At 54.3% G+C, this 25,384-nt stretch carries 20 protein-coding genes and 1 tRNA gene; 8 read left to right on the forward strand and 13 right to left on the reverse strand.

The window, feature by feature from the left end; genetic code table 11:
• Positions 1–219 precede the first annotated feature (219 nt).
• From RBH33_RS05750 to RBH33_RS05785, 8 genes are all read right to left on the reverse strand, one after another.
• Positions 220–2,838 (reverse strand): tetratricopeptide repeat protein, encoded by a 2,619-nt coding sequence (locus tag RBH33_RS05750; protein WP_306731189.1) that lies wholly within the window; start codon positions 2,836–2,838, stop codon positions 220–222.
• A gap of 307 nt (positions 2,839–3,145) precedes the next feature.
• Positions 3,146–3,592: a fibronectin type III domain-containing protein gene (locus tag RBH33_RS05755; RefSeq protein ID WP_306731190.1), complete on the reverse strand. Its 447-nt coding sequence runs from the start codon at positions 3,590–3,592 to the stop codon at positions 3,146–3,148.
• Positions 3,593–3,734: 142 nt separating this feature from the next.
• Positions 3,735–4,400, reverse strand: a complete 666-nt coding sequence (locus RBH33_RS05760; protein WP_306731191.1) for a hypothetical protein — start codon at positions 4,398–4,400, stop codon at positions 3,735–3,737.
• 319 nt (positions 4,401–4,719) lie between these two features.
• The gene (locus RBH33_RS05765) at positions 4,720–5,964 is read right to left on the reverse strand and encodes a porin family protein (protein WP_306731192.1); all 1,245 of its coding nucleotides are present in this window, start codon (positions 5,962–5,964) and stop codon (positions 4,720–4,722) included.
• 108 nt (positions 5,965–6,072) lie between these two features.
• Positions 6,073–6,882: a CpsD/CapB family tyrosine-protein kinase gene (locus tag RBH33_RS05770; protein ID WP_306731193.1), complete on the reverse strand. Its 810-nt coding sequence runs from the start codon at positions 6,880–6,882 to the stop codon at positions 6,073–6,075.
• Positions 6,883–6,953: 71 nt separating this feature from the next.
• On the reverse strand, positions 6,954–8,477 hold the full coding sequence (locus RBH33_RS05775) for an XrtA system polysaccharide chain length determinant (RefSeq protein ID WP_306731194.1): 1,524 nt from the start codon (positions 8,475–8,477) through the stop codon (positions 6,954–6,956).
• Between the two features lie 17 nt (positions 8,478–8,494).
• The gene (locus tag RBH33_RS05780) at positions 8,495–9,061 is read right to left on the reverse strand and encodes an XrtA/PEP-CTERM system exopolysaccharide export protein (protein ID WP_373568233.1); all 567 of its coding nucleotides are present in this window, start codon (positions 9,059–9,061) and stop codon (positions 8,495–8,497) included.
• Positions 9,062–9,172: 111 nt separating this feature from the next.
• Positions 9,173–10,591 (reverse strand): TIGR03013 family XrtA/PEP-CTERM system glycosyltransferase, encoded by a 1,419-nt coding sequence (locus tag RBH33_RS05785; RefSeq protein ID WP_306731196.1) that lies wholly within the window; start codon positions 10,589–10,591, stop codon positions 9,173–9,175.
• A gap of 250 nt (positions 10,592–10,841) precedes the next feature.
• Between RBH33_RS05785 and tviB the strand changes: the two genes are divergently transcribed.
• The 8 genes from tviB to RBH33_RS05825 all read left to right on the forward strand — a co-directional run bounded on the left by tviB (position 10,842) and on the right by RBH33_RS05825 (position 18,098).
• On the forward strand, positions 10,842–12,116 hold the full coding sequence (gene tviB, locus RBH33_RS05790) for a Vi polysaccharide biosynthesis UDP-N-acetylglucosamine C-6 dehydrogenase TviB (RefSeq protein ID WP_306731197.1): 1,275 nt from the start codon (positions 10,842–10,844) through the stop codon (positions 12,114–12,116).
• A 41-nt stretch (positions 12,117–12,157) separates the two neighbouring features.
• Complete coding sequence (locus RBH33_RS05795; RefSeq protein ID WP_306731198.1) at positions 12,158–13,165, forward strand: NAD-dependent epimerase; 1,008 nt, start codon at positions 12,158–12,160, stop codon at positions 13,163–13,165.
• Positions 13,166–13,185: 20 nt separating this feature from the next.
• A complete protein-coding gene (locus tag RBH33_RS05800; protein ID WP_306731199.1) occupies positions 13,186–14,085 on the forward strand; it encodes an XrtA system polysaccharide deacetylase in 900 nt (299 codons plus the stop codon).
• Positions 14,086–14,321: 236 nt separating this feature from the next.
• A tRNA-Arg gene (locus RBH33_RS05805) sits at positions 14,322–14,398 on the forward strand.
• Between the two features lie 481 nt (positions 14,399–14,879).
• Positions 14,880–15,989, forward strand: a complete 1,110-nt coding sequence (locus RBH33_RS05810) for a GNAT family N-acetyltransferase (RefSeq protein WP_306731200.1) — start codon at positions 14,880–14,882, stop codon at positions 15,987–15,989.
• A gap of 65 nt (positions 15,990–16,054) precedes the next feature.
• Positions 16,055–16,447, forward strand: a complete 393-nt coding sequence (locus RBH33_RS05815; protein WP_306731201.1) for a hypothetical protein — start codon at positions 16,055–16,057, stop codon at positions 16,445–16,447.
• Positions 16,444–17,892 (forward strand): hypothetical protein, encoded by a 1,449-nt coding sequence (locus RBH33_RS05820; protein WP_306731202.1) that lies wholly within the window; start codon positions 16,444–16,446, stop codon positions 17,890–17,892. The genes RBH33_RS05815 and RBH33_RS05820 overlap by 4 nt, the downstream gene beginning before the upstream one ends.
• 44 nt (positions 17,893–17,936) lie before the next feature.
• Positions 17,937–18,098, forward strand: coding sequence for a YfiM family lipoprotein (locus RBH33_RS05825; protein ID WP_306731203.1), 162 nt, complete (start codon positions 17,937–17,939; stop codon positions 18,096–18,098).
• Here the strand turns inward: RBH33_RS05825 and RBH33_RS05830 are convergent.
• From RBH33_RS05830 to RBH33_RS05850, 5 genes are all read right to left on the reverse strand, one after another.
• Positions 18,080–19,207: a PrpF domain-containing protein gene (locus RBH33_RS05830; RefSeq protein WP_306731204.1), complete on the reverse strand. Its 1,128-nt coding sequence runs from the start codon at positions 19,205–19,207 to the stop codon at positions 18,080–18,082. The two genes, RBH33_RS05825 and RBH33_RS05830, sit on opposite strands and share 19 nt — an antisense overlap.
• Positions 19,208–19,235: 28 nt before the next feature.
• Positions 19,236–20,042 (reverse strand): class I SAM-dependent methyltransferase, encoded by an 807-nt coding sequence (locus RBH33_RS05835; protein ID WP_306731205.1) that lies wholly within the window; start codon positions 20,040–20,042, stop codon positions 19,236–19,238.
• A gap of 2 nt (positions 20,043–20,044) precedes the next feature.
• Positions 20,045–21,337: a carboxylate--amine ligase gene (locus RBH33_RS05840; protein ID WP_306731206.1), complete on the reverse strand. Its 1,293-nt coding sequence runs from the start codon at positions 21,335–21,337 to the stop codon at positions 20,045–20,047.
• A gap of 49 nt (positions 21,338–21,386) precedes the next feature.
• Positions 21,387–22,589 carry a GNAT family N-acetyltransferase gene (locus tag RBH33_RS05845; protein ID WP_306731207.1) on the reverse strand — a complete coding sequence of 401 codons (1,203 nt, stop codon included), beginning with the start codon at positions 22,587–22,589 and terminating at the stop codon, positions 21,387–21,389.
• Between the two features lie 289 nt (positions 22,590–22,878).
• Positions 22,879–25,299, reverse strand: a complete 2,421-nt coding sequence (locus RBH33_RS05850; RefSeq protein WP_306731208.1) for an acyl-CoA dehydrogenase — start codon at positions 25,297–25,299, stop codon at positions 22,879–22,881.
• Positions 25,300–25,384: the final 85 nt, after the last annotated feature.

A 25,384-nucleotide genomic window follows, 5' to 3' on the forward strand; every position in this document is an offset into this window, starting at 1 on the left:
CGTCGCACAGTGCACTCTATTCTATGCAGAATTCGCACCGGCCCGACCTTAGGCCCAACTATCAAACACTTAGGTTCCGAACGTCACCGCAATCAACGGTGCCTTGTAACCTTTACCGACCAATATTTACAAAAATGGGGGATTAAAAAAAGCGGCGCCAAAACGCCAGCCGTGTGGAGTGACGGTGCACCAAACGGTCACTCCGGGACGGACAATTAATTACAGAGCTTCCCGCACGGCATTGAGGTTTGCTTTAATCGCGGCCGCTTCAGGAGCCAACTGTACTGCGCGCTCTAAGTGCTCCAGTGCCCGCTGATGCTCACCCTGCAAATGAAGAATCCAGCCATAGGTATCGAGAATCGGTGCCGATGCAGGCTGCAAACTAACGGCGCGCTGAGCAAGCCCAGAGGCTCTACTCGGATTGCGCTCTTTCAGGATCCAAGCCAGGTTGTTCAGCGCAATGACATCATCTTCGTTCTGGGCCAAAACGAGTTCGTAATACTCCTCGGCCGCTTCAGTATCACCCTGTCTCTGGGAACGCTCAGCCATGTATAACAGGCGCTCTCTTCCCCGAGGATCCAAAGTCTGCCACTGCTTGAGGAGTCCGGGCACAGCAGCGGGATCCCGCTGGTCGGCCCAACTCACTAACAGCGGGGCCATCTGGCTATGGGGCTGTTTATCCCACGCCGCCTTTAATCTTTCGTAAGCGGGGCCCACGCCTTTATCTCTGGCAATGAGCTGAGCTTGCAAAACGATCAGTCTAGGTTCGTTCTGATGACGGGCTTCAAGATCATCCAGTAAGAGTCGTGCGGCGCGTTCACGTCCGGCGTTGAGTTCTAAGTGGACCAGGTCGACGTTGAGGCTCAGGCTGTTGGGGAACAGCGTCAGGGCCTGCATCAGATACTCACGCGCTGCGTCAAACTCTCCCGAAGTAGCTTCCGCTTGAGCCAGATCGCGCGCAATGAGTGCGCGCGTTTGGCGAAGATAGTCACTGTCTTCACCGGCGTAACGATTCAGCAGTGCCTGTGCCGCGGCTAAGTCACCGTCCGAGCGCAGCGCCATGGCTCGCAACCCAAGCGTGTTGCCCGTGGCCTCTGGTATTTTTTCAGCGATGCTTATTAGCCACTGCTCCGGTGTTTGACCCAAGGATTGTTCCGTCACAAGCTCCAGGCCCGCCCGAAGTGCACGTTCGTTTTCAGGTTCAAGGGCCAGCAGTCGTTCCAACGCTGCCAAAGCTTCGGCAGGGCGCTCTGTCTCCGTATACATTTGCGCCAGTACACCATGACCACGGGCGAATTCCGGTTCTGATTGCAACAAACGTCTTAACCGCTGGATGCCAGTTGCCTGATCGCCGGAGCGAAACAAATATTGGGACTCAAACAGCTGCGTTTCAGGTGCGCTAGGGGCAGCTTTTTCCAACTCGCTTACCACTCGCGCAACTTCATCCAATTTTCCGGCAGCAAACAATTGATTGATGTATACGTTGGTTACCGACCAATCCGTCGGCTGATGGGAAAAAGCTGTCTTCAACTGTGCCAGTGCCTGCTCAGGCTCTGCGCGTTCAGTGTGATATCGAGCCAGAGCTAACCGTAGCCGCCCTCTTTGCGGCTCTTGCGCCAGCGCCTTTTGCAAACTGAGGTAGCCCTCGCGTTGGTGCTCCGGCAGGCTCAAAGCCAACAGTCCGTATATTGATCTTAGAACAGGGTCATTGGGGCGCGCCTGTAAGGCCCGTTCCAGAGTCTCAAGCGCTAATTCCGACTTACCCGCTTCGGCTTGGGCCAGGACCGTGGCTTGAATAATATCGGTGTTGGCGGTTTCCACATCCACGTGGCGACTCAATAAGGATTCCGCAGCCTCTACGTCGCCCTTGTTCAGGCGTACCACGCCCAACATCACCGCCGCCGAGCGGCTATTGGGGTTGTCTTGCAATAGGTCTTCGAGCAGGCGCTCGGCCTCGTCAAAATTTCCCTTTTCCAGTGCAGCCAATGCATCACGCAGGCGCCGTTGCGCTTCCAAACTTTCCGGGGCGCCGTCCGCCAGCACTTTTTGATAGATCAACGCTTCGGTGCTGCGGCCCAGAGCAATCAGTGTTTCTACCAGCAGCTGCAGCACAGCCGCCCGCTCGGGCAGCATAATGTCGGTTCTGGGGATTTCCACCAAGGCTTTGCTGAGGCGACGCTCCGCCCGCTCCCGGTCGTTGCGCTGTAACGCCAGGGCGGCATCGAGATGCAACGCCTTTATGTCGGTGGGTTGCGCTGATAGCAGTTCATCCACCAGAGTTTGAGCCTTGTCGGCCTCACCCATAAATACGTAGTTTTCCGCCAGCTGCTTCTGAATTTCCCGATCGCCCGGGTACTGTTCCAACAAGGCTTGATAGGCATCGCGAGCCACGCCGAGCTCGCCTTGGATACGGGCGCTGTCAGCTAGGTAGACGGATTTCTGTCGGGCATCGGCTTCCGTTTGCGGCTCGAATTGATCGAGCACTTCCCGAGCTGAGAGGAACTTGCCTTGAAGTAAGTAGGCTTTGGCCAGAGTGAGGCTGACCTCGTTCGGGTGATGTTCGGCAGCGCCTTCCAACAACTCAGAGGCTCGGGCACCGGCGCCCAGCGTATTGTAAATATCCGCCATGGCCACGCGGTAGGCAATGTTTTCGGGAGAGGATGCCATAGCATTGGAGGCTTCAATCATCGCCGCGCGATACTGACCCTGAGCGATGTAAGCCTCACTTCGCTCTAGGTAGTTCTGAGCTTTTTGCTCGGACTCGCCGCGGCTGCATCCTGCCACCCCTAATAAAACGAACACACAAAGCACTAAAAAACGCAGGCGTTGGTTACACATGACTTTCCCTATGGCTCAAAGGGCCCTTCATCTACGCGGGCCAAACCCATTTATGGTGTCTTTACCAAGAGAAACGGCGCTTGAAAACGTCCGCTGTCTGGCGAAAGGGGAATATTCATCCGGCAAGCTAATTGGCCAGATACGTAGTGACCGAGCTCCCATGAAGAGGAGTCGGCGCTTGAGCGAGTATAACGCTGCGGAGGGGGCGATGAATAGCCGGAAACGGAGGAACCTCTGAGCAAATCCTGAGGGGGTCAGGGCTTGCTCAGAGGTTCGTCAAACTACGGGATTTACTGGGGATTGACGCTTATAGAATTTGCTCGCGGCCTTGTAACTGCACGAAATCGCTGTACAAGCCCTCACTGTCGTACGTGGCAATTTCAAATTCGTAGGCCTCCGAGATCAGGGTAATCTCGTAACGCTCCACCCAACCATCGGGAATCATCACGCTTTGAACCTCTTCCTCACCCGGAAGCCGATAGCGAACTTCATAGCCGCCTATCTCTTCCCCTTCTAAAAAATCGCCATTTTCCCGCTCGGTGGGTCGAACCCATTCCAGAACGACCACTTTCTGCCCTTCGACGGTTTGCTCAAGGCCGGGGTCAGTTGGTTCGTTAGAAGTCAGGTCGGTCGGTTCGTTCTGGTTCTGAGTGGTCTCGTTCGGGTTATCGAAGGTCAGACCAGAGGAGTTGCCGCCGCCGCAAGCAGACAGCAGAGCAACCAAAAGAAGAGGAAAAGTAATACGCTTGAACACGGGGGATACCTACGGTTGGAAAAACAGCCCGCAGAATACAAGTATCAATGGGGATGGGCTGTGGAGGCTGTCACAGTTTGATCTTGAAGGAACCACCTAATCCGCCCGTATAGCCAATTAGGTGGACCCCGTCACATTTGCATCAGAGTGGCTCGATGGCCACAAAAACACTGTACAGTCCACTGGTGTCGTAAGCGGCAATTTCGAATTCGAATTCGCCGTCCAGCTCTAAAAACTCGTACTCCGTTGTGTAACCATCCTCAATTCGGATCACTTCGTAGTCCTCATCAATGGATTTCCGGAAGCGAATTTCGTATCCACCCAGCTCGGTGTCTTCCAAATAGTCACCATTCTCGCGCTCGGTCGGGGGGCTCCACATCAGGACCACGTTGACGTCCGCTTCCGGGGGCTCCGCTGGCACTTCCGGCTCTTCTTCCGAAGAACCTCCGGCTGTGGGGGGCTGCTCTGGCTCGGAATGGTTATTGTCGGGGTCAGTACCGGCGTCCACCGGCTCGGTGGGATCCGTTGAATCGGAAGAATCCGGCTGGTCGGGATCCGTTGTATCGTTACCCCCGTCCGTGTCCTGGGGCAAGCCAGGCTCGGAACCCACGGGCGCCTCTGAGCCAACACCAATCGGTGCCTCAGTTTCAGGGGCATCCGGACTGGTTTCACTCCAAGGGGAAGTAGGCCGTTTTTGGTCCAGAAGAGAGTTAGCGCCCTCGGCGCCGCCACAGGCGCTCAAAACAACAGCGGAACTCAGAACAGCAGCCGTCAGCAACCGGCGGTGGTTTAATAGAACGTGTTTCATGATAGAAAAAATCCCGGCCAAAGCCTTTGTTTATATTTGCTACGAATTTTGGTCAGCTTTAACGCAGCGACCTCATGGCGTAGTTTTAGCAGCTAAAGCCGTCAAAATCGTCGATTTGGCAGCCTAATTTTCTATTTAGGGATCTGGTGCGCGGGACAACTGAAGAGCAGTTTTGCTCAAAACTCTTATGTTTATGCACTTATGTTATATAAGTGCAAAGAAATATAAAAGGGCTCTGGAAATAACGTATAACTATAAAGATTGGAGCGCCTTCCAACTGAATGGAAGGGCTTGAGGAGGTCATTGAAGGGGGGTGGAACTAGAAGGCCAAGCCCAGAGTGAGGCCGACGCGGGCCTCGTCGTAGCGCTGTTCTGCGTTTGAATCACGCTTTTCAAAGTGGGTAAAAAGCTCCAGACTCAAATCATTGACAAAACTATACTGATAGCTGAGCCGCGCACGACCTACAGTGAATGCTTCTCGATCAGCCTCAGCCTCAAAGCTTTGCCGGCGGACGTTCAAAGTCAAGCGGGTAGAGGCACGGTTGCTGAATCGGTAGCCAAGCCCCGAACCGAGGCCCACCTCATCCGTATCTTCGCCCAAAGTTTGGTAATCATCGTAGCGATAGAAAGCGTTGACGTGCAGGTCGCAACGCTGGCATAGCGCCAAATAATCCCAGCGTACGTCGGCTGTTCGCCGTTCCAGCTGGTCCAACTCGCCAACCGTGTCGCGCCCCGCCCCAAAACTGGACGGGTCCCCCAAGTTTCCTCCAGCCTGGGAGCTGTCGGTAATAAACTGCCGGGCATTCACACTAAAACGATGCAGCCCGGTGTCATAGCTCGCCTCAACTCGAAAGGTGGGTCCGGAAAAAGTATCACCCATCTCCGGCGTCGTCTCGTTGTAACCAACTTCGAGGGTATACGCCAAACGCTGGAGCCGCACCGAATAAGCGGCCAGAACCGCCTGATAGGTGTAGTCAAAATCCGGGGCCAAATCAAAACTGACCTCAGTTTGGGTAGCGGTGATTTGCATCTGATCCGTCGCGGAAAAATCGTGTTGCCAGATGAGGCTGGCACCGAGCCGCTCCGAATCGCGCTGCTCGTCAAATCGGTAACTGATCATTGAGTAATGACCTTGCAGCATCAAATAATCGACGCTGGATACGCGAGCCCGAACAGTGGGTATGGCGGAATAGATATCCCGTTCATCCCTATTAACCAGCAGGTCAATCTGGTCGGGAGCCCGGAGGGCGGAGCGCCGGCTATGGGAGAGGAGGAGGTCAGCGGCATGATGCGGCTTGCCGACGCGCAGATTAAAATCGCCCTCTAGAAAGCTTCTCGTAGGCTGACTGCCTTCGCTGAAGCGTCGCTCCTGGGCGTTGTAACTGACATCCAAGTCAAGCAACTGATTTTCGTAGTCGCTCGCCACAGTGATCCCATAGCGATCCTGACGCTCGGAAATGCCGTCTTCATGGGAGCGGTTTGCGTTGTCTGTGTACTCGGTACCGAGAAGAATTCCGATATCCACGTACTGACCCGCTGAGGCGCTGGCAGAGGACAACAGCATTAGCGCCGCTCCCGTGCTCAGCACATTTTTTATTGTGCAAGACTCCACCTATTCGCCTCCTAGCTCAATGGTCAAGCGGGTACTACCCTGCGGTGTGCGAACACCGATTTATTGATGGTTGAACATCAGCCCCGAGAAGCGATCCCGGCCCACGGCGTCTATGCCTGACAGCACATCATCTGTGGTGGTTTTGCCAAACGGCACTACAAGCAAGGCATGGTCGCAATACTGTGACAGGATACGAGCCTCTGTTGAGGTGCCTACCGAAGGCGCATCCAAAACGATAAAACGGTCGGGATAACGGCTTTTCACTTCGGATATAAACACTTCCATACGCTTGGAGTTAAACAACTCGGCCGCCGATTCGCTGCTTGTGCCCGAAGGAATCACTCTCAAGCGTTCTATCCCGGACGGATAAATAATGCGTTTCAAAGGCACGGTGTAATCGTGTAGATACTGAGTCAGCCCTTGTTCTACGGGCGTAGCGGTATACCGCTCAGCAGAGGACTGATAAGGGTTACAGTCAACGTAAAGCGCTGTTTTTTGACGATCCAACGCAAACGTTGCCGCCAAGTTGAACGCAACAAAAGTTCCACCACCGCTCTCGGCGATAGAAGAAACCAACACCACGACGTTGTCGCTTTTACTTTTTTGTAACAGCCGGGTGCGAACTTCGCGAAACGCATTCAGAACTTTACGCTGGCGCATACCTGTGAACACCACCTTGCGCTCGTACAGCTCCTCTTGAGTCCAGATCACAGGCGTAGACATGCTTTTGATCTGTTCACGTTTACGGTGCTCTGACACAGCACTTTTCACCGTCGGATCAGCGTTCGGATTTTCTTTCACAGTGTCAATTCTCTCAATGAATTTTCTCAAATTGACATCATTGTTTGGGGCGGGTTTGCCTTTGTCCATTGCGACCTCCTCGGGGCAGCTTGCCCCTCTGCATAGCGGCGGATGGTATCCGCCGCGGCGTCATTTGCTGCTTAACTTTTCACCTCGTACCAAGAGATGGCCAAACTCACATAACCAGCCATAGCTAGCAGGCTCAGGCCAAAGAGGAGCAGCATATCCTTGCGCATCAAACGCTCGCTCAAGGGAGTGTGATAGTGGGGAATGGATCCCATCAGATCAATGCCTTCTGGGAGGCTCTGCTGCATCGCTCGCGCTGAGCGGAAATGGGGATCCAGCAAAACGAAGAGAAATAAAAGGCCAATCGGAGCCATAAAGCCAACGAATGGACCTATTACCGCGAAATGGACAAACTGCAAGCCAGACGGATCCGTGGGGTATCTGGCCGGGTCTTGAATTTGGTAATTCACACCCTGGCCTTCGATATCCAGCGCCATAGACAGACGAGCTGATTCCTTGCGCTGCAACATTTCCTCATACACGTCTCGGGTTACGTTGTAGTCCCGGGTAAGCTCCGATAACTCGGCTTGGTTTGCCGCCACTCGCTCGGCCCGTTTGTACTCCTGTTCCTGCAAGTGTACCAGCGACCTCATACGCCGCTGCTGAGCGCTGAGCTCCACCTCTGCCGCCGCCAGCTGCTTACGCAGTTCATCGTATAGGGGGTTTTCAACACGCTCCGAACCGCCGCCACCGCCGAAGGAGCCACCGAACAACTCAACTTCAGCGATTTCGTCGTCCAGCGCGGCGATTTGTTCGCGCAGAGATACAACGTCCGGATAGTTCTCCTGAAAACGCAGGCGCAGCGCTTCGAGCTGGGTTTGAAGCGTTTGCCGACGCTCACGCAAATCGTCCGACCTACCGCGCGCCGATAGGTAGCGTCCTTCATTCTCCAGCTGAGATTTCAAGGAGCTGATACGGGATTCACTTTCCTCAATGGCGATTTGCAAACTTTCAATTTGGTTGCGCAACTCATTGATGCGTGCCGTTACGGTAGCTTCTGTACCATCGGTGTTTTGCGAGCGGAACTGTTTTAATCGCTCCTCAGCTTCTTCCAACTGACGCTTATAGGACTGTACCTGCGTATCGATGAAGGTGTAAGCGCCCAAGCTCTCTTCACGCTTAGTGCGAGCGGCATGCTGAAGAAAGGCGCTGACGACGCTGTTCACGGCTTGGAAGGCGACATCCGGATCACGAGCGGTATGGCTGACGCGAAAGTGGTTCCGGCCTTCGGATTGCACGTTCAAGCCTGACCGCAACTGGCCTATGGCACGAGTGCGCTCCTGCCCGGCCATGGACTCATCCAGGAAGCCTGCATCCTTTGCCGCCGTCTCCAAAAATTGCCGGGAAAAAATAATTTCTTCGGCGCGATCCGCCCGATTTCTGTCCGATACCGACGCCCGGCCCCGCATTAACGGCTCAATGATGTTGCTTTCTTCCGCGGAAATCAGCGCTTCGGCGTAATAACTGTTCGGCCACATGTAACCAACTGCGAGCGGAAAAAATGCGACGGCTATAAACAGCAGAACACAGGTTACTCGAAAGCGAATCGCCTCAAGCTTCAAGGCTCTCAACAGTTCTTTGATGTAAGTTGTATCCATGAATTATCTCAATATCCTTAAAAGGAGCGTTCAGGAACAGTGACAATATCGGAGGGCTGCAAGTCGTAGTTGGTCTCTACTCGACCCCGATTGATCAAATCATTGAGGTAAATCGGGAATACCTTCAGCTCACCATCCAGACGGCGATACAATTTGGCGTTGTTCGCCGAGGCGAACTCATTCACACCACCAGCCATTAACACCAAATCCAAAACGGTCATACCGTCCCGGTAGGGGATGGACTGCGGATTCCGCACGGCACCGGTAATTCGTACCCGACGCTGATAATCCGAGCTACTAGGATTGGTGACAATGACCGTCACCTGAGGGTTGCGAATGTATTCGTTCAGTTGGGAGGCAAGCTCACTGGCGAGCCCGGTAGCGGTTTGCCCGGCAGCGGTAACATCCCCCACCAAGGCTAGGGAAATTTTACCATCGGGCCGAACTGGCACATTGCCGGACAACTCTTCATTCCGCCAGACGTTAATGCGCAGTTCATCGCCCACACCAATGCGGTAGTCTTCAGTGAATCGTGCGTCGGAAGTGGGAGGGGGTTCTACCTGGGGGCTGGTACAGCCAACCATGGCCAATACGCCTATACCAAGTATCCACTGTAATACTTTCACATTCATTCTCCTTTGCGGGCAACCGGACATCTGCTGCCGGCCACATTCTTAAAGAGGCACATGATGCAATCAGTGCACCCCTTTTCCCAGTAATACAATTTCCACAGTCTGGATCATGATTAAGATATCCATGAAGAAGCTGTGGTTTTTTGTGTAGTAAAGATCGTACTGCAGCTTGTGCTTGGCATCCTCAACGGATGCACCGTAGGGATACTTCAGCTGCGCCCAGCCCATCAAGCCGGGTTTCACTTTGTGGCGCATGTCATAGAACGGGATCTGTTGCGCCAATTCTTCGACGAACTCAGGCCGTTCAGGACGAGGCCCCACAAAACTCATATCGCCTCTAATGACATTGTAAAGCTGCGGCAGTTCATCCAAACGAGTGTTTCGAATAAAAGCACCCACGCGAGTAACCCGGCTGTCGTTTTTCTTGGCCCAAACAGCCTTACCGCCTTTTTCCGCATCCTGGCGCATACTTCGAAACTTGTAGATTCGAAACGTCTTGCCGTTCAAGCCTACACGCAGCTGGTGGTAAAGGACAGGCCTACCACTTTCCAGCATGACCGCCAAGGCTGTCAACAGCATAAAGGGCCACAAAACCAGCACAAACAGGGAGGCCAGAGTCAAATCAAACAGGCGTTTAGCCAACAATCGGCGCCGTGAATACCGAAAGCCATCGGAGAAAAGCATCCAGCCCGGCTTGAGCAGTCCAATGTCAATTTTCCCTAACTCCCGCTCACAAAAACCTAAGGCGTCACTGGTGGGTACACCCACCAACTTGCAGTCAATCAGTTCATTGAGGGGGAAGGCTCCCCCCTCCCCTCGGCGTCGCTCCTCTGGGGAGACCACAATCTCCGAAATTTGTCGTGAACGCACAAAAGAAACCCAATCCGTGGGAGTGGGCAGAACCAGAGCCGGGTCTACCGCCAGCGTCTCGTTGCCACTGGGAACACAGCCAACCACTTGGACCCCTACCAGATCTTTCTCCGGCTCGAGGTTTTCCAGCAGCGCCCGAGCCCGTTCGCCCGCGCCATACACCACCACCCGACGCTTCAGCTCGGCGGTATCGACGACTTTTAGAAATATCCAGCGGGTCAGAAACACCATCGCTGTAGCCAGGAGGACACCCCAGAAAATCATACCTTGGGACAATTGCAGGCCGGGGATTAAAATATTCAGTACGTAAAGCGCCACACTACCTAACAGGAAGAAGCTGACCAGGGTCCTCAAAACCATACTGGAATAGCCTTCCCGAACCATGGCGGGGTACACCCCCATGGACAGAGTGCAACAACTGAGGACAGCCGCAAAGCTGAGCTGGGGCCAGGGGTTGTCTGGTAAGCCGCTCCAAGCGGCCAGTTGATCGGTCAACGCCCACTGCCATTGCTGCGCCATCCACGCTGCTACCAGCAGCAATCCCAATTCAATCACGCCCAGGAATAAGTATGGTAAGTGAATGTAGTGTTTATTGACGCGTATATAAGACAAAATCTGGATCCTTGAAGAGTTGGCGCATTTGAATGCCTGAGCGGCGAGCCAAGGGCGGCATTATAGCGGGTTTTATGGCAAATACTCGACCGTTTGAGCCGGGAAAGGCGACACCACGCGCACTAAATTTTTCAGCTAAGGAAATTTTCCGTTCACTGGGTCAAAAGCCAAGGCAAATATGCTACCTTTGTGCGCCGCACGGCCCGCTTTCAGGAGCCCGAAGGATCCACAAACTGCCAAAGGAATACACATGTTTGCCAGCGAACCCACTCTCTGTGTCATCGGCTTGGGCTATGTCGGCCTCCCCCTTGCGGCGGAATTCGGTAAGCAACTGAATACCATAGGATTTGACATTAACACCCGTCGCGTAGAGCAGCTCCGCGACGGTGTGGACCATACCCGGGAATTGGACCGCGAGGAATTAGCGGCCGCCAGCCGACTCAGCTTTACCTGCGACGAAGACGACATTCGCGGCTGCGATGTCTATATCGTGACCGTGCCCACACCGATCAATGACAGTAAGCAACCCGACCTTACTCCCCTGGAAAAAGCTTCAGAGCTGCTTGGCCGGGTCATTGGCAAAAATAGCTTGGTGGTTTTCGAGTCCACGGTTTTCCCTGGCTGCACGGAAGACATCTGTGTGCCCATCATTGAAAAAGGCTCCGGACTGGTTTTTAACCGGGACTTTTTTGCCGGCTACAGCCCGGAGCGTATTAATCCCGGCGACAAAGAGCACCGGGTGCACAACATCACCAAAGTAACTTCCGGTTCAACCCCGGAAGCGGCTGAATACCTTGATGACCTGTACAAACGCATCGTGACCGCCGGCACCCACAAAGCCAGCTCTATTAAAGTGGCCGAAGCCGCCAAAGTCATTGAGAACACTCAGCGTGACATCAATATTGCGCTGATCAATGAATTGGCACTGATCTTCAGCCGCATGGGTATCGATACCCTGGAAGTACTGGAAGCAGCCGGCACCAAATGGAATTTTCTGCCTTTCCGACCTGGGTTGGTGGGTGGCCACTGTATCAGCGTTGACCCTTACTACCTCACCCACAAAGCACAGCAGTTGGGCTACAACCCCGAGGTCATCCTGGCCGGCCGACGCATCAATGATCGGATGGGCGAGTTTATCGCTGGCTCCGTCATAAAACTGATGGCTCGACACAAAATTCACCTGGTGGGTGCCAACATCCTGGTAATGGGCCTGGCTTTTAAAGAAAACTGTCCCGACCTGCGCAATACTCGCGTAGTGGATATCGTGAGAGAGCTGGAAACGTATCACGCTTTCGTTCAAATTTATGATCCCTGGGTGGACCCGGAAGAGGCTATGCAGGAGTACGGCATGGAGACAGTCTCTGCGCCCTGCCCTGGCACCTACGACGCGATTATTTTGTGCGTTGGACACAATCAGTTCAGAGAGATGGGCGCCGAGGCCATTCGCGCCCTGGGCAAACCTGAGCATGTCCTGTTCGATGTGAAACACGTTCTCCCCAAACACTTGGTTGACGCACGACTTTAAGAGGCGTCGATACCGCCACAAAAGATAGAGAAGGAAAATCCATGAAAGTATTGGTCACAGGCACCGCGGGCTTTATCGGCAATCATTTGGCCCTGCGGCTACTGGAGCGAGGCGACGAAGTCATTGGGGTGGACAACCTAAACGACTACTACGACGTGAACATCAAAAAGGCACGCCTGGCCCGTATTGCCGATCACAAGGGCTTTACCGATGCGCGCCTTAACCTAGAGGATAAAGCCGGCATTGACGCCCTATTTAAAGAGCATCGGCCCGACCGGGTAGTCAACCTCGCCGCTCAAGCCGGGGTGCGTTACTCGCTAATCAACCCCCAAGCGTATGTCGATGCCAACATCACTGGCTTTTTGAACATTCTGGAAGCGTGCCGTCATTTCGGCACCGAGCACTTGGTGTACGCCTCAAGCAGCTCCGTGTACGGGGCCAATACGGCCATGCCGTTTTCGGTGCACAACAATGTGGATCATCCCGTTAGCCTGTACGCGACCAGTAAAAAAGCCAATGAGCTGATGGCCCATACTTACAGCCATTTGTTCGGTATTCCGACGACCGGCTTGCGCTTTTTTACCGTCTATGGTCCCTGGGGCCGACCGGACATGGCACTGTTCATCTTTACCCGCAAGATACTCGCGGGCGAGCCCATTGACGTTTTCAACTACGGTAACCACCGGCGCGACTTCACGTACATCGATGACATTGTCGAAGGTGTCATTCGCACCTTGGATCATGTTGCCCCGGTCAATCAAGACTGGAGCGGCGACACGCCAGACCCAGCCACCTCGAAAGCTCCCTATCGCATCTACAACATCGGCAGCAATAACCCGGTAGAACTGCTGCGTTACATCGAAGTATTGGAAGATTGTCTGGGTAAAAAGGCGGAAAAAAATCTTTTACCCCTGCAGCCCGGCGATGTACCCGACACTTATGCCGATGTCGACGCACTGATTGAAGACGTCGACTATAAGCCCAGCACCCCAGTAGAGGTTGGAATCGAGAACTTTGTGAAGTGGTATCGCGACTATTACAAAGTGTAATGGGCAAACCAGGAGCTGTTATGACCCACGCCATTACCCATGCTATGACCGTCGATGTAGAGGACTATTTTCAAGTCGCCGCATTTTTTGATGTCATTAAACCCGAGGATTGGGAGCAGTGGCCCTCGCGGGTGGTGGACAACACCGATCGGCTTCTGGATCTGTTTAGCGAAGCAGATCTAAAAGTCACTTTCTTTATCCTGGGCTGGGTGGCCGAGCGCCATCCGGATTTGGTGAAGCGCATCCACAGCGCGGGGCACGAAGTGGCCTCTCATGGCTACAGCCATCAGTTTATCTACCGGCAAAGCCCGGAGGTTTTTTACGATGAAACCCGGCGCTCCAAGCAAATATTGGAAGATTTGATCCAAGAGCCCGTCAACGGCTATCGGGCCGCGAGCTATTCCATTACCAATCGGTCTCTGTGGGCACTGGATACACTAGCCGAGCTGGGCTTTACCTGGGATTCGAGCATTTTCCCTACCCGACACGACAACTACGGCATCCCCGGCAGCCCGGAAGAGCCCTATAAGATCATTACCCGCAGCGGCGCGGAACTCACCGAGTTCCCCCTAACCACCGCCAAAGTACTGGGTCAGTCGGTACCTGCCGCTGGCGGCGGTTATTTTCGTCAATACCCCTACGCCTTGTCCCGTTGGCTGTTTCAAAGGGCCAGCGACAACGGCAAAAAACCTCAAATTTTCTATCTCCACCCCTGGGAGATCGACCCGGATCAACCCCGAATTCCCAATGCCAGCTGGTTCTCTCGCTTCCGTCACTACACCAACTTGCATCGCTGTATGCCCCGCCTCGAGCGCCTGATTCAGGATTTTCCTTTTGGCACCATGAGCCAAAGCCTGGGTAGCGTGGAGTTAAAACAAACTCTGGACTTACGGGACGCTGCGCCACAATACGCAGATTAATGCCCCAATCCGTAGACGTATACGGCCCTGAACTGTAAAATCGCGCCCTCAGTTTTTGCACCCGTAGCTCAGTTGGGTGAGAGCAAGCGTTTACGAAGCACCGCTTCGTGCGCCGCTCGAACGCCTTCCAGTCAGCTGGAAGGCAGGACCCGAGCGCAGCGAGGGGAGTAGCGGCAGCGCAACGCGCTGCTAGAACGATCGGCGAGTACCGTACTTGCTATGAAAATCAGTTTTTTGCACCCGTAGCTCAGTTGGATAGAGTAGCGGTTTCCGAAGCCGTTGGTCGCAGGTTCAAATCCTGCCGGGTGCGCCATTTAAAGTTGATCCGCTGTCGCGGATCCCTCTTTCCCGCACCCTTAGGATTGCCGGCCACCAAGCACAGCTTGGCGTCGTTCGGACTGCAAGCGGTGCTTCGAAAACGTCGTAGCTTGAGGCTAGGGGGGACGCGCAGGGTGAGTGTTCAGCAAGCCTCAAAAGAGGGATCTTTTGGGGCAGTCCCCAGGGAAGGGTTCACGACGTTTGCTGAATACTCAGCCTGCGCGGCCCGAGGGCTTGCTTACGTAGTTCGATAATTCTGGACAGTATTTGGATTGCCTGCCACTAAGCACAGTCTGGTGTCGTTCGGACTCTCCTTCTCCTCTAGGCGCGAAACAGTTCCTGACAGTCAATTCTCTATTGTGTAAAGATAAGTTCTCGGCTATTGCCTACTACCGGCTGGCACACTAAGGTGTCGTTACTTATGCGCTGAAGGCAAAGCCCCAGAACTACAGTTCAAACTGGACTAGGAGGTTTGTTTGAATCCAGAAATACAGGTCCGATGTTTCACCGGCATCAAGGGGCTCGAGCACCTCAAGCCCGCCTGGGAAGAGCTATTTCGATTCTGTGTAAACCCCTGTTTTTACAATGATTGGCGTTGGCATTACGCCGTGCAACGGCACCTGGCTCCCTGCAACATTCACTATTTCGCCGTTTATGAGGGAGATGAACTGATTGGCGTGCTACCCCTTAGCCGGGAGACTCAGCGTTGCTTTGGCTTTCCCATTGTTTACTTGCGCTTTCCCACCCATACAGCCATCGACGCTTCCGACTTGCTGCTGCGGGAAAACAAGCGCCATGCGGATGTAATCAACATTGTCCTTAAACACATTGACGAGCAGGGTCAGTTTCGCTGGGACGTACTAGAGCTAACACATTTTACGACGCGATCCAGCACCTACGCCCTGATCGGTAACCAGGCTCGTCCAGGACAAATGTCGGCATTTGTCGAGCGCGATGAAAAAGGATTGATCAGCGCTCTGTCCAAAAAGAAGGTTAAAAATACCCGCCGCCACCGAAACAAGGCGGAAATGGCCTACGGACCGGTCACGTTTACCAGCGCCCGGGAGGCGGACCAAATCCGCACAGCCTTTGAGTTATTTCTGGATGTGGAAGCCGCCAGCTGGAAGGGGCCTAAGGGCACTCGCACGGCGATTCGTTTCCAGTCTCGTAGCAAGGCATTTTATGAGGCCGTGCTGAGCGAATTTGCGGACACGCGCGAAGCACAAGTTGATGTGCTGTATGTGGGTGGCAAACCGGCGGCTGCCCAGATGGGGTTACGCTCGGGAGACCGCCTAGCACTACTGAAAATCGGCTACGACGACATGCTAAAAGAAGTGGGTCCCGGAGCCATGGCTCTGCTGTGCTGCCTGGAAAAGGAAGAGCGAGAATCCCGCGAGCTAAATCTAGTCACCAACCCCGCCTGGGCACAGCAATGGCACTTCAATACTGAGCCCACTTGGAACGTCAGTATTTTTAACACCACGGCCTATGCGCGCCTGCTTCGTATTGCCCGCCCCGTGTACATCGCCCTCAAGCGAGTATGGGGTAAATTAAATCCGTCAGGGCCTCGACGACGCCAACGTTAAAAATCCAAAAGCTTGTGATACAGTTCACAGGGCTCGCGGAATTTGAACGACAGGATATTCCTTTTATGCGTCTGCTTTTCATGCTCGGCACTGGGGTCATCGCGGTTCTGCTTTATCCTTTGGCCGTGTTATTGGTCATCGCCGCCGACACGATGGTGGGCGACGCTGAGTTCGCCCGCCAGCTTGCACTTCAGGCTTGGCACCAATGGGCCAGGGTTATACTGGCGGACTGGTTTGCCGCACTGCTGGTCGCTTTGCCGCTGTGGTTTCTCATTCGAGGGCTAGCGCGCCTCGGCTGGACGAGAACCTCCATCGCCGTGCCCGTGGGGCTGGGGGCTCTGCTGACGGTTCTCGCCTTCATGCCTCCTTATCTGCCACTAATTTTTGGCGCCATGCTCTTGTGGGCAGGCGTGTTGAACGCGTTATTTAACTGTATGTACAGGAGGGTCAACGGATGATTCGCCGTTTTCCTTTTCTGTTGCCCGCTCTTTTGTTCCTCACCGCCGCTCCCGCGACTGCCGAGGACCTACGTGTGTGGCTTATCGGTGGCGGGAATAATCTGGGTAACTCACAAGGCCAGATTGAAGAGAACGTCCGCTGGCTGGAAGACATTTTTGCCAACAGGGGCATTGAAACCCGTACGTATTACACCCATGGTGAAGGCGCGGATGGCAGTGATGATGTCATCTATTTTGCGCTGCCCGATGAGCGTGATCCGGTGCTTGAACCCATTTTGCGCGTCTTTGGCGAAGGCCTTCAGTACGCCCAGAAAACCCGCACCAACAGCTTGCAGAATATTGTCGGTTCTACAGAGAAGAGCCAATTGACCGCCAGTCTGGCAGAGGATTTCTCCCGGGTGGGGCCGGATGATTCGGTCTTGTTGGTTTATAACGGTCACGGCGACATCGATACCAGTAACACACTGAATAACAATTTATTGCTTTGGAACAATACGTCGCTGAATATTGGCGAACTCAATGACTTGCTGGGGCATATAACGCCGGAGGCCGACGTTCGTTTTGTGTTAACTCAGTGTTTTTCTGGATCTTTCGCGTCTTTGGTGTATGAATCTCCCGAGAGCACCACTCTGGCTTCTCAAAAGCGTTGCGGCTTTCTCGCTGAGTCGGATCGCCGGGAGGCCGAGGGCTGCGACTTGGGCACAAACCAGGCTGAATTCCGGGACTACACCACGTTTTTCTTTGCCGCCCTAAATCAGAAGACGCGCTTAGGGGAAGAGATTCCCGCTGAAGAGATCGATCTGGACGGCTCCGGGGAAATCAGTTTTCGCGAGGCGCACCTCTACACCCTGCGCAATGCCCACAGCAGTGACCTGTCCCGTTCCACCAGCGAAGTTTTTATGGAGCAGTGGGAGCCCTGGTATCTGCGCTGGAACTCCTTCGGGCCACGCAACCCTGACAATGATTACCGCCAAGCGCGGGATGCCGTGGCCGAGCGGCACCAATTACCTGCCAGAGGGCTAAACAGATTACGGGCCGAACGGCGCCTTTTGGCCGAAGAGGCGGTACAGGTGGAGCAAACTCGGGCGCTTCGCCGGGAAGTTCAAGCCACGCGGGAAGCGCTTCGGGAACAGCTTCAGGAGTCACTGCCCAACATGCCGGAGGTGACCATGGAGCATCTTGCCAGCCTGCCAGACAATGAACTGGAGCACCTATCCCAAGTCATACAGAGTTCTGAGCTCTACCCAGAGTTGTTGGAGATTCAAGCGGCGGCGGAGCACGCTAACGAACAGCTACTGATGGCAGCGCGGGATCGTACCCAGGCGGAAAAGGTTTTTCGGCTGTCTCGGCTGTCCAGGCTCGAGACCACTTTCACTCGCTACGCTGGCGCGGACACCCGCCGCGACCTGGACATTATCGCGTCCTGTGAAGCGGGTACGTTGTAGGTTTTTTCGGACTTCGGAGCAAAAAGTCCACTTCGGAGATGCGCATGAAATATCTGATTCTTTGCCTGCTGATTACACTGAGCGGCTGCACCCACGGCCAGCGAAACGATCACTACTACTGCAACGACCGAGCATCCCTGGAGGACTATACCGCCTGCATGGAGGCTGGCGAGGAAATACGCGACTCTCAGGAAAGCGCTTTGTAGTTGCTGCGCTCGTCCGCCAAATAGGCGTACGCGACGCCCTCCATCAACACCCGGGCAGAACGGTTTACCACGGTTTCCAGAATTTTATAGGCCCCCTGCTCCACCTCAAAGCTTGAACGCACGGAAAGCGCACCCGTCGGATGGCCTATTCCGATACGACACAAACCTTTGCTGTTGCCCACCAACTCGTGCACCAAGGTACCGTCGACGGCCGCTGCCGCGCTGAGGCAAATCGCGCCGGTGACGGGAAACGCCTTGTGGGTTTTGTAGCGGTTGATGACTCGCGAAATCACTTTGGCAGGGGCATCTTCGGCGGCGGCAACAATGGCCATTTTAATCTGCCGACTTGTGTAGGCATTGCCCGACCGTTCCGTCAGGGTGATGGCGACCTGTTCACGCAAATGTTCCATGGTTTCTTTGAACGCGGTATTGTTATCCAGCTCTCGCGGGCTCTCATGCCCTGAAAGCCCGAAAGACGAGGCGTGTACAAACCCATACAAAGTGCCGCAGTCGACAATGGAACAGGGTACTGGTTGCTCGTGCGCCAGAGTCAGAGTATCCGTGGCCGATCCGGTGGGCAGCAGTTGACCGGTAATTGCACCCGCGGGGTCATGAAAGGCTAGGCTCATCTCTGCACCATAACCCGCGGCACCATCCACCGCGCCGCTGGGTGCCATAACGCAAGCGCCGCTTGCGATTGGAATAAAGGCGGTTAGTCGCTTTCCAGTATTGCCGTTGCGAATGCGCACGGTAGTCACCGGCTCGGTCTTTTTTACCCACCCGGCTTCAACGGCATATAAACCAGCACCCGCCGCAAGGTTTCCGCACATGGTGCTGAAATTGATGATGGCTTCGTCGATGCCCACTTCTCCAGAAAGGTATTCCAGGTCTACATCGCTACCGTCGACGCGCCTCATTATGGCAACTTTACTGGTCAAGGGGTCGCCACCCCCCAGGCCGTTAATTTGTCGGGTGTCGGGGCTGCCAAAAAGGGAAAGTATCAGCTGATCCCGGCGCTTTGGGTCGTCCGGCAAAGCGGCGCCGTCTATGAAAACGCCCTTCGTTGTGCCGCCTCTTACGATTGCACATTCCAACCTGTGGATCGTCATAAACCCTCCTTGAACGGGGAACGGTCAATCAGGGAACTGCGTTTTTTAACACCAGTACGTGAACGTCGGCACACAGTCTGTGCAGGGCGCGTATCGGAATGACTCGGAACAGTCCATCCAGGAATCGGTTGTAGGCGTGGGCAAGTCGCCCGTCGGAAACGACTTTGCCATTGAGTCGAATAGCGCCAAAGCCAATGGGTTGCCGATGCACCAGATGCAAACCGCTATCCTTGGCGCTGCGCAGTACAGAGGCGGGATCCAAGGCGCTGCCAATTGCCGTCGTTTCACGGTCTTTGCTCCGCAGCCACCGGACAGGTTTCTTCAACGCGGAGGACACCAACTTCGGCGGGTCGAGAAGCATCTCGTTGTAACGGTTTCGATAGCTCACGATTGCCACCCCGCCGTCCTTTAGCACCCGTTTTAATTCGCGCATGGCGCCATCCACCGAGAAGGCGTAACTGATCACTCCCAAGCACACGATGCAGTCTACACTGTTGTCCGGAAGGGGAATTTTCTCGCACTCTCCCTGGATCAGCGGCACTTCGGCAGCACCCAAATTTTTTCTGGCCAGGCTTAACATGTCCATGGAATAGTCCATGCCGAGACAAGTGATACCGGCTTGGTGTAAGGGTTCTAGAACCGGCCCAGCGCCACAGCCTAGGTCAAGTACGCACGCGTTTTTTGGAATCTCGCCGAGAACATACCGCACCGTAAAGTCACGCCGTTTTCTAAACATGGCGGCTTCAACGCCGGCCGCATCCTTATAAATGTCCGCCCACTTGTTGGCATCTTTGGCCACCGAGAAGCGTTCTTGGGCCTGTTGCTTCCAGCTCATAGCTAGGCCTCCGGGCCTGAAACTTCAGCAGACGCGGCCACTGGCTTCTGCCTGCGCACAAACAGTTTTTTGAACTTCGCCGATAGGGCCGAGCCAAAAAATCGTGTGTAGTAATTGGTGGAAAACAACCAGTCGTCCCAGGCAAACACCGCATCGGCGCGAATTCCTGAAACGTCTTTCAGCCAAGCCATAGTGGTAAGCTTGCCCTCGCCGACCAGTTGCCGTCCCGCCCAAAAGTCCATGCTCAACCACGCCCATCGACACCCGTCCTGCCAGTCTGTCACCGGCTCAAGGGGCTGATCGATAGCGTCAAAATAAGCAATTGCGGGCAGATCCACACCGGCGGCAATGGCGCAACCGGTGGTGTTCACGGCGCGGGCGTTGATTTCAATGAGTTTGTAGGTTTCAGTGACAGGGTCTAGCTTCCACTCCACGCCCGATATGCCCTGGAACGCCAAAGCGTTTAACAAACGAGTGGACTGATCAACCACCACATCGTTGTGGCAGGACTCGGTCATGGTGCAGTAACCGAAATCTACCGGCGCTTGGCGAATTTTCTTGCGGACAAAATAGGAGTTGGGTTGCGCCGACTGATCAAAATAGGAAAGAAAGGAGACCAGCCGCTCATCCCGACCGCCGATAACCTCTTGCACCATAAAGTCGTAACCAGGCACAAAAATTTCTTCGGCACGGGCAATGAGTTCCTTGGCGCTGTCCACCTTAATACCCTTCTTGCCCTTGGCCTTGGAGCGCATGGCGGCGAGCTTCCATTCAAAGGACACATTGGGCTTGATCACGTAGGGGTAGTTGGTAATTCGTGCGGCGAGCGCGACGACATCCTCAACCGATTGTGGAAAATAGGTTTCCGGGATGGCAATGCCCAGGGATTCGGCAAGCTCATACTGGTGGCGCTTGTTGTTAACCAGGCGCACCGCCTCCCACTTGGGGGCCGGAATCTGAAAGTGAGGCTCCAACTCCGAGTAGTATTTGCCCACAAAATACGCGCATTCGTCTATCGCGGGTATTAGGACCTTTGTCCCCGGGTAGGTCGCCCCCAGGGATTGCATGAATTCCACCAATGATTGCTCGTCGTCGTAAAGGTACGGACAGTATTCCACCGAGCGACACCAGCGGGAATCAATCACGGCATCTGATTCGTTGGTGGTCACCAAGGTAACGGGAATACCTCGCCTAGCGAGCGAGCGCACAACCGCCAGAGTGCTCAGGTTAAGCTGCTTGGAATTTCCGCTGTTGGCGGCGATATGATTCAGTACAAAAGCACGCGGCAATGCCATTACGATCACCCTTGATTTCTGGAAGGCTTCCAGAGTTTCTTCCCGGAACTTAGATTCGCCCCGTATGAATTCCGGAGCTCACCTTTTTGGCCAATGTGTAAAGCGCTGGAAAACTATCCCGCACGTAGGGTTTGACTACGTACAACCACTGGTACAGGCGTCTAGTCGTCTTGCGCTTAGAGAAAACAATATACCGGTTTTGCACCCGCACTTTCTTGCTCCACCTCAATTTATAGGCTTCGGCTACGCCCATAAAGTCGTATTCCATAAATTCCGGCTCCGGCCCTTCTGAATCCAGAATTTGTTTTAACAGGAATGCTTTTAACACGATGCCAGTGGAGATGTGGCTGAATTTCTTTTTGAAGCCAAGTTTGAAGTTATGCAAGGTTCGGTTGTGGCCCAAATTGAGCTCAAAGGCAGCCGGCTCACCATTGACTTCCATCAGCGCACAGCGCAGTTGACCACGCTGGGCATATGCCTTGATTACTTTTTGATAAAAATCGAATATTTCCTGTCGCGACGCAATTGACGTGCCCTGTTCGTGTTGCCAGCTTTCTCGCGAGATTTCTACGATGGGATCTATGCACTCTTCCCCGTCAAGCACGGTCATGCGGACGCTGTCCATTTTTTCCACGGAGCGAATCTTTCGCTTCAGGTTTTGACGAAATGACGGGGAAAGACTTTTTAAAAGCTGGTCCCAAGTGGCCGGAAAACGCAAAAACGGAGACTGCAAGTCATCTTCTACGCCGACCTCCAGCTCTCGAGTTTGGCATGACTGCCAAATGCACTCGGTAATTTCAGAATTTCTGTCCAGTCGCGGCAGCTCAACAAGATCCCAGGTATGCTCGATATCTTCGATGTGATCCAGAATGGCCTCGACGACCTCTGTAGGCGGAAAGCTGGCGAGAAAATTAAACCTGTCTACCCAGGAGTTTACCCAGGGCCTTAACACACGAAATTGGCTACCAAAAATCTTTTTGCTGTCGTAATAAAAAGGGGCCGCGCCAATGAGCACTCCATCATTCCAAATGAGAATAACGTAAGGCCGGCGACCGTCTGCAAACGTTTTCCACCAGGCCGACAGCCAAGCGTGACTGGTGGTGGGGAATGCTTCTACGGCTGAGTCGAAGAGGCGATCCCACTCACTGCGCAGCTGGACAAAGCGCTCATAAGATGAGATGGCTTCTACCTGAAACGGCCCCAATCGAAGGTTGGCACCGGTAGCTGTATCGCAATCTAGACGCCTTGCCATGAGATTATTCCACGCTCCTTGCATGTCAGTTCCACTCGAATATGGTCGATAGGAAAACACCAAACACGCTGGACCGTCAACGGTTTTTCAGCGGACAACGCAATTACTTTTTATGGTTCAGATATGGGTGACAGCGAGAATAAATACGAGCCAAAGCGTGTCAGGAAAATTCGCTTTCGGGATACGCTAACACACGAATAATGTGCCAAGCAAGAAAGGAGACCGTGTGGATGGTGAGCGCTCACCCCCAAGATGCGTCCATGCATCTTTAGGGGTGTTAACTTTTTTTTTAGAGGGAATCAAACGCGTCAGTCAGAAGGCAATCATAACGACACGCATCGTATTCTTTCAGCGCCTCGATCTCTGATTCCAAAATAACACCTTTGGCGGCGGCGTCCTTCAAACGCTCCTCCACTGTGTCGCCTGTAAACTTTCCACTGGCCTGAGCTTTGGCAAACGTATTCCAAGTCGGGCCCAGGGCCAGCAAAAGTTGAAAAGTGTGCTCCACACGCCCGGTGGCGTCCTTTGGATCGTTACTAATGTAGAGATAGGACGCCAGCTCTTTGCGCACCGGGTTGTCTTCCATGATCAGGTCACCCAGGGCGCGAATCGACTCATCACTGGGTTTGGAAACAATGCGGCCCCAAGGGAAGGTCATTAATTTCAAACCGCAGGCCGGCAGACGTGCCGGGAAGTTAGCGTAGAAGTCGTACAGCGCTTCCTGAGCCGCATACAGGGCCTGTGTTAACGCATGGTCAGCATGAGCATCTTCTTCCTCTGTACGCGTGTGACTGGAATGAAATTTAAGAATGCTACAGGCGATAAACAGCTGGCTAAGTACATCCCCCAGCCGCGCGGAAAGCAACTCGCGTCGTTTCAGGTTGCCGCCCAATACACCCAACGCTGTATCGGCACTGACGGCCAAGGCGGCACTGAGCAAGTTGATACGTTGATACCACCGCCGGCTGAACGCATCGGCATTCTCAGGCACGCGACTAAAACGAGCCCGAGTCAGACCATACACTTTGGTGCGTACGCTGTTGCTGAACACGTGACCTACGTGGCGGAAGAACACCTGATCGAATTCCTTCAAACCAGCCGCCGAATCCTCGTTTTGCATGGCTTCCATTTCGGCCAGCAGATAGGGGTGGCAACGGATGGCGCCTTGGCCAAAAATCATCAGTGAACGCGTGAGGATGTTCGCGCCCTCAACTGTAATCCCCACCGGAATACTTTGGTAAGGCAACGCGAGAAAATTGCGCGGCCCCATTTGAATGGCACGTCCGCCCACCACATCCATACCGTGATTGACGATCACGCGCATCATTTCCGTGGCATGGAACTTGGCCATGGAGGTAACCACCGAGGGCGCCTTGCCTTGATCCAGACCTTTGGTTACTAACTGGCGCATGGCTTCCAGCATGTAGGCACCGGCAGCGATATCGGCGGTGGCTTCCTGCACACCCTCGAACTTACCGATTTCCATGTTGAATTGACGCCGAATGCGAGCATAGGCGCCCACGGTTTGGTAACACATTTCACCGCTGGCGGTAGCCATGGACGGTAGTGAGATTCCCCGTCCGGCGCCCAGGCACTCGATCAGCATGCGCCAACCCCTGCCCGCCATGGGGGCGCCACCGATGATCCAATCCACGGGGATGAAAACGTCCTCACCGCTGATGGGCCCGTTCATAAACGGTGAGCCGGGGTTGTGTCTACGGCCGATTTGAATGCCGGGCAGGTCGGCCGGTAGCAGGGCGCAGGTAATCCCATAGGCCGTTTTGTTTTTATCACCCAGCAAACCATCCGGGTCATAAAGTTTGAACGCAAGGCCAACCACGGTTGCCACAGGCGCCAAGGTAATCCAGCGCTTGTTGAAGGTGAGCTTTAATCCGAGAACTTCTTTGCCTTCAAACTCGCCCTTACAGACGATACCGGTATCGGGAATCGAGCCCGCATCGGAGCCCGCTTCCGGGCCGGTAAGACCAAAACACGGAATCTCCGTACCGTTGGCCAGGCCAGGCAACCAGCGTTGTTTTTGCTCTTCGGTGCCGTATTTTACCAACAGCTCTCCAGGCCCCAATGAATTGGGCACCATCGCGGTCACCGCCGCGGTGACTGAGCGGCTGGCAATTTTGCTCATTACCCGGCTTTGGGCGTAAGGGGTGAAATCCCGCCCGCCAAATTCCTTGGGAATAATGAGCCCCAGAAAGCCTTTGTCTTTTAGATATTGCCAAGCTTCGGGCGGCAGATCCTTACGGGTGTGGTGGATATCCCACTCGTCCAGCATGGCGCAAAGTTCATTGACTTCGTTATCCAGAAAGGACTGCTCTTCGGCGGTCAACTTCGGCAGGGTAATTTCGGCAAACTCGTGCCAGTCGGGCCGGCCGCTGAAGAGGTCTTTTTCCCACCAGGTGCTGCCCGCTTCCAGAGCCTCTGTTTCTGTCTGGCTCATGGGAGGAAGAACTTTGCGCAAGGCTTTGAATACATGCCGGGAGATCAGTGGCCGCCGGATGCCGGGCAGGTTTAAGACCAGCAGCACCGTCACTAACGGGATTACCAGCCACAAAGACCACAACACGGGAGAGAGAACGCCGAGTGCCAACCAGGCAATCAGCAGGATCGCCGAGCCCAGTGGCAAAGCCACCTGGTAATAGAACAGCACCCCCAACAGGATCAAGATCAGCACAAACGACAAAAGCAGTAACATAGGTGTCTCCCTGGATAATCAATACTGAGTATGACAGCCAATCTCCCATGGCTGTTCGCACATCTAACCTTTTAATAGGTATTCT

This window comes from Marinimicrobium hydrolyticum (assembly GCF_030848505.1).
In the GTDB taxonomy this organism is placed as follows: Bacteria; Pseudomonadota; Gammaproteobacteria; order Pseudomonadales; family Cellvibrionaceae; genus JAVDDU01.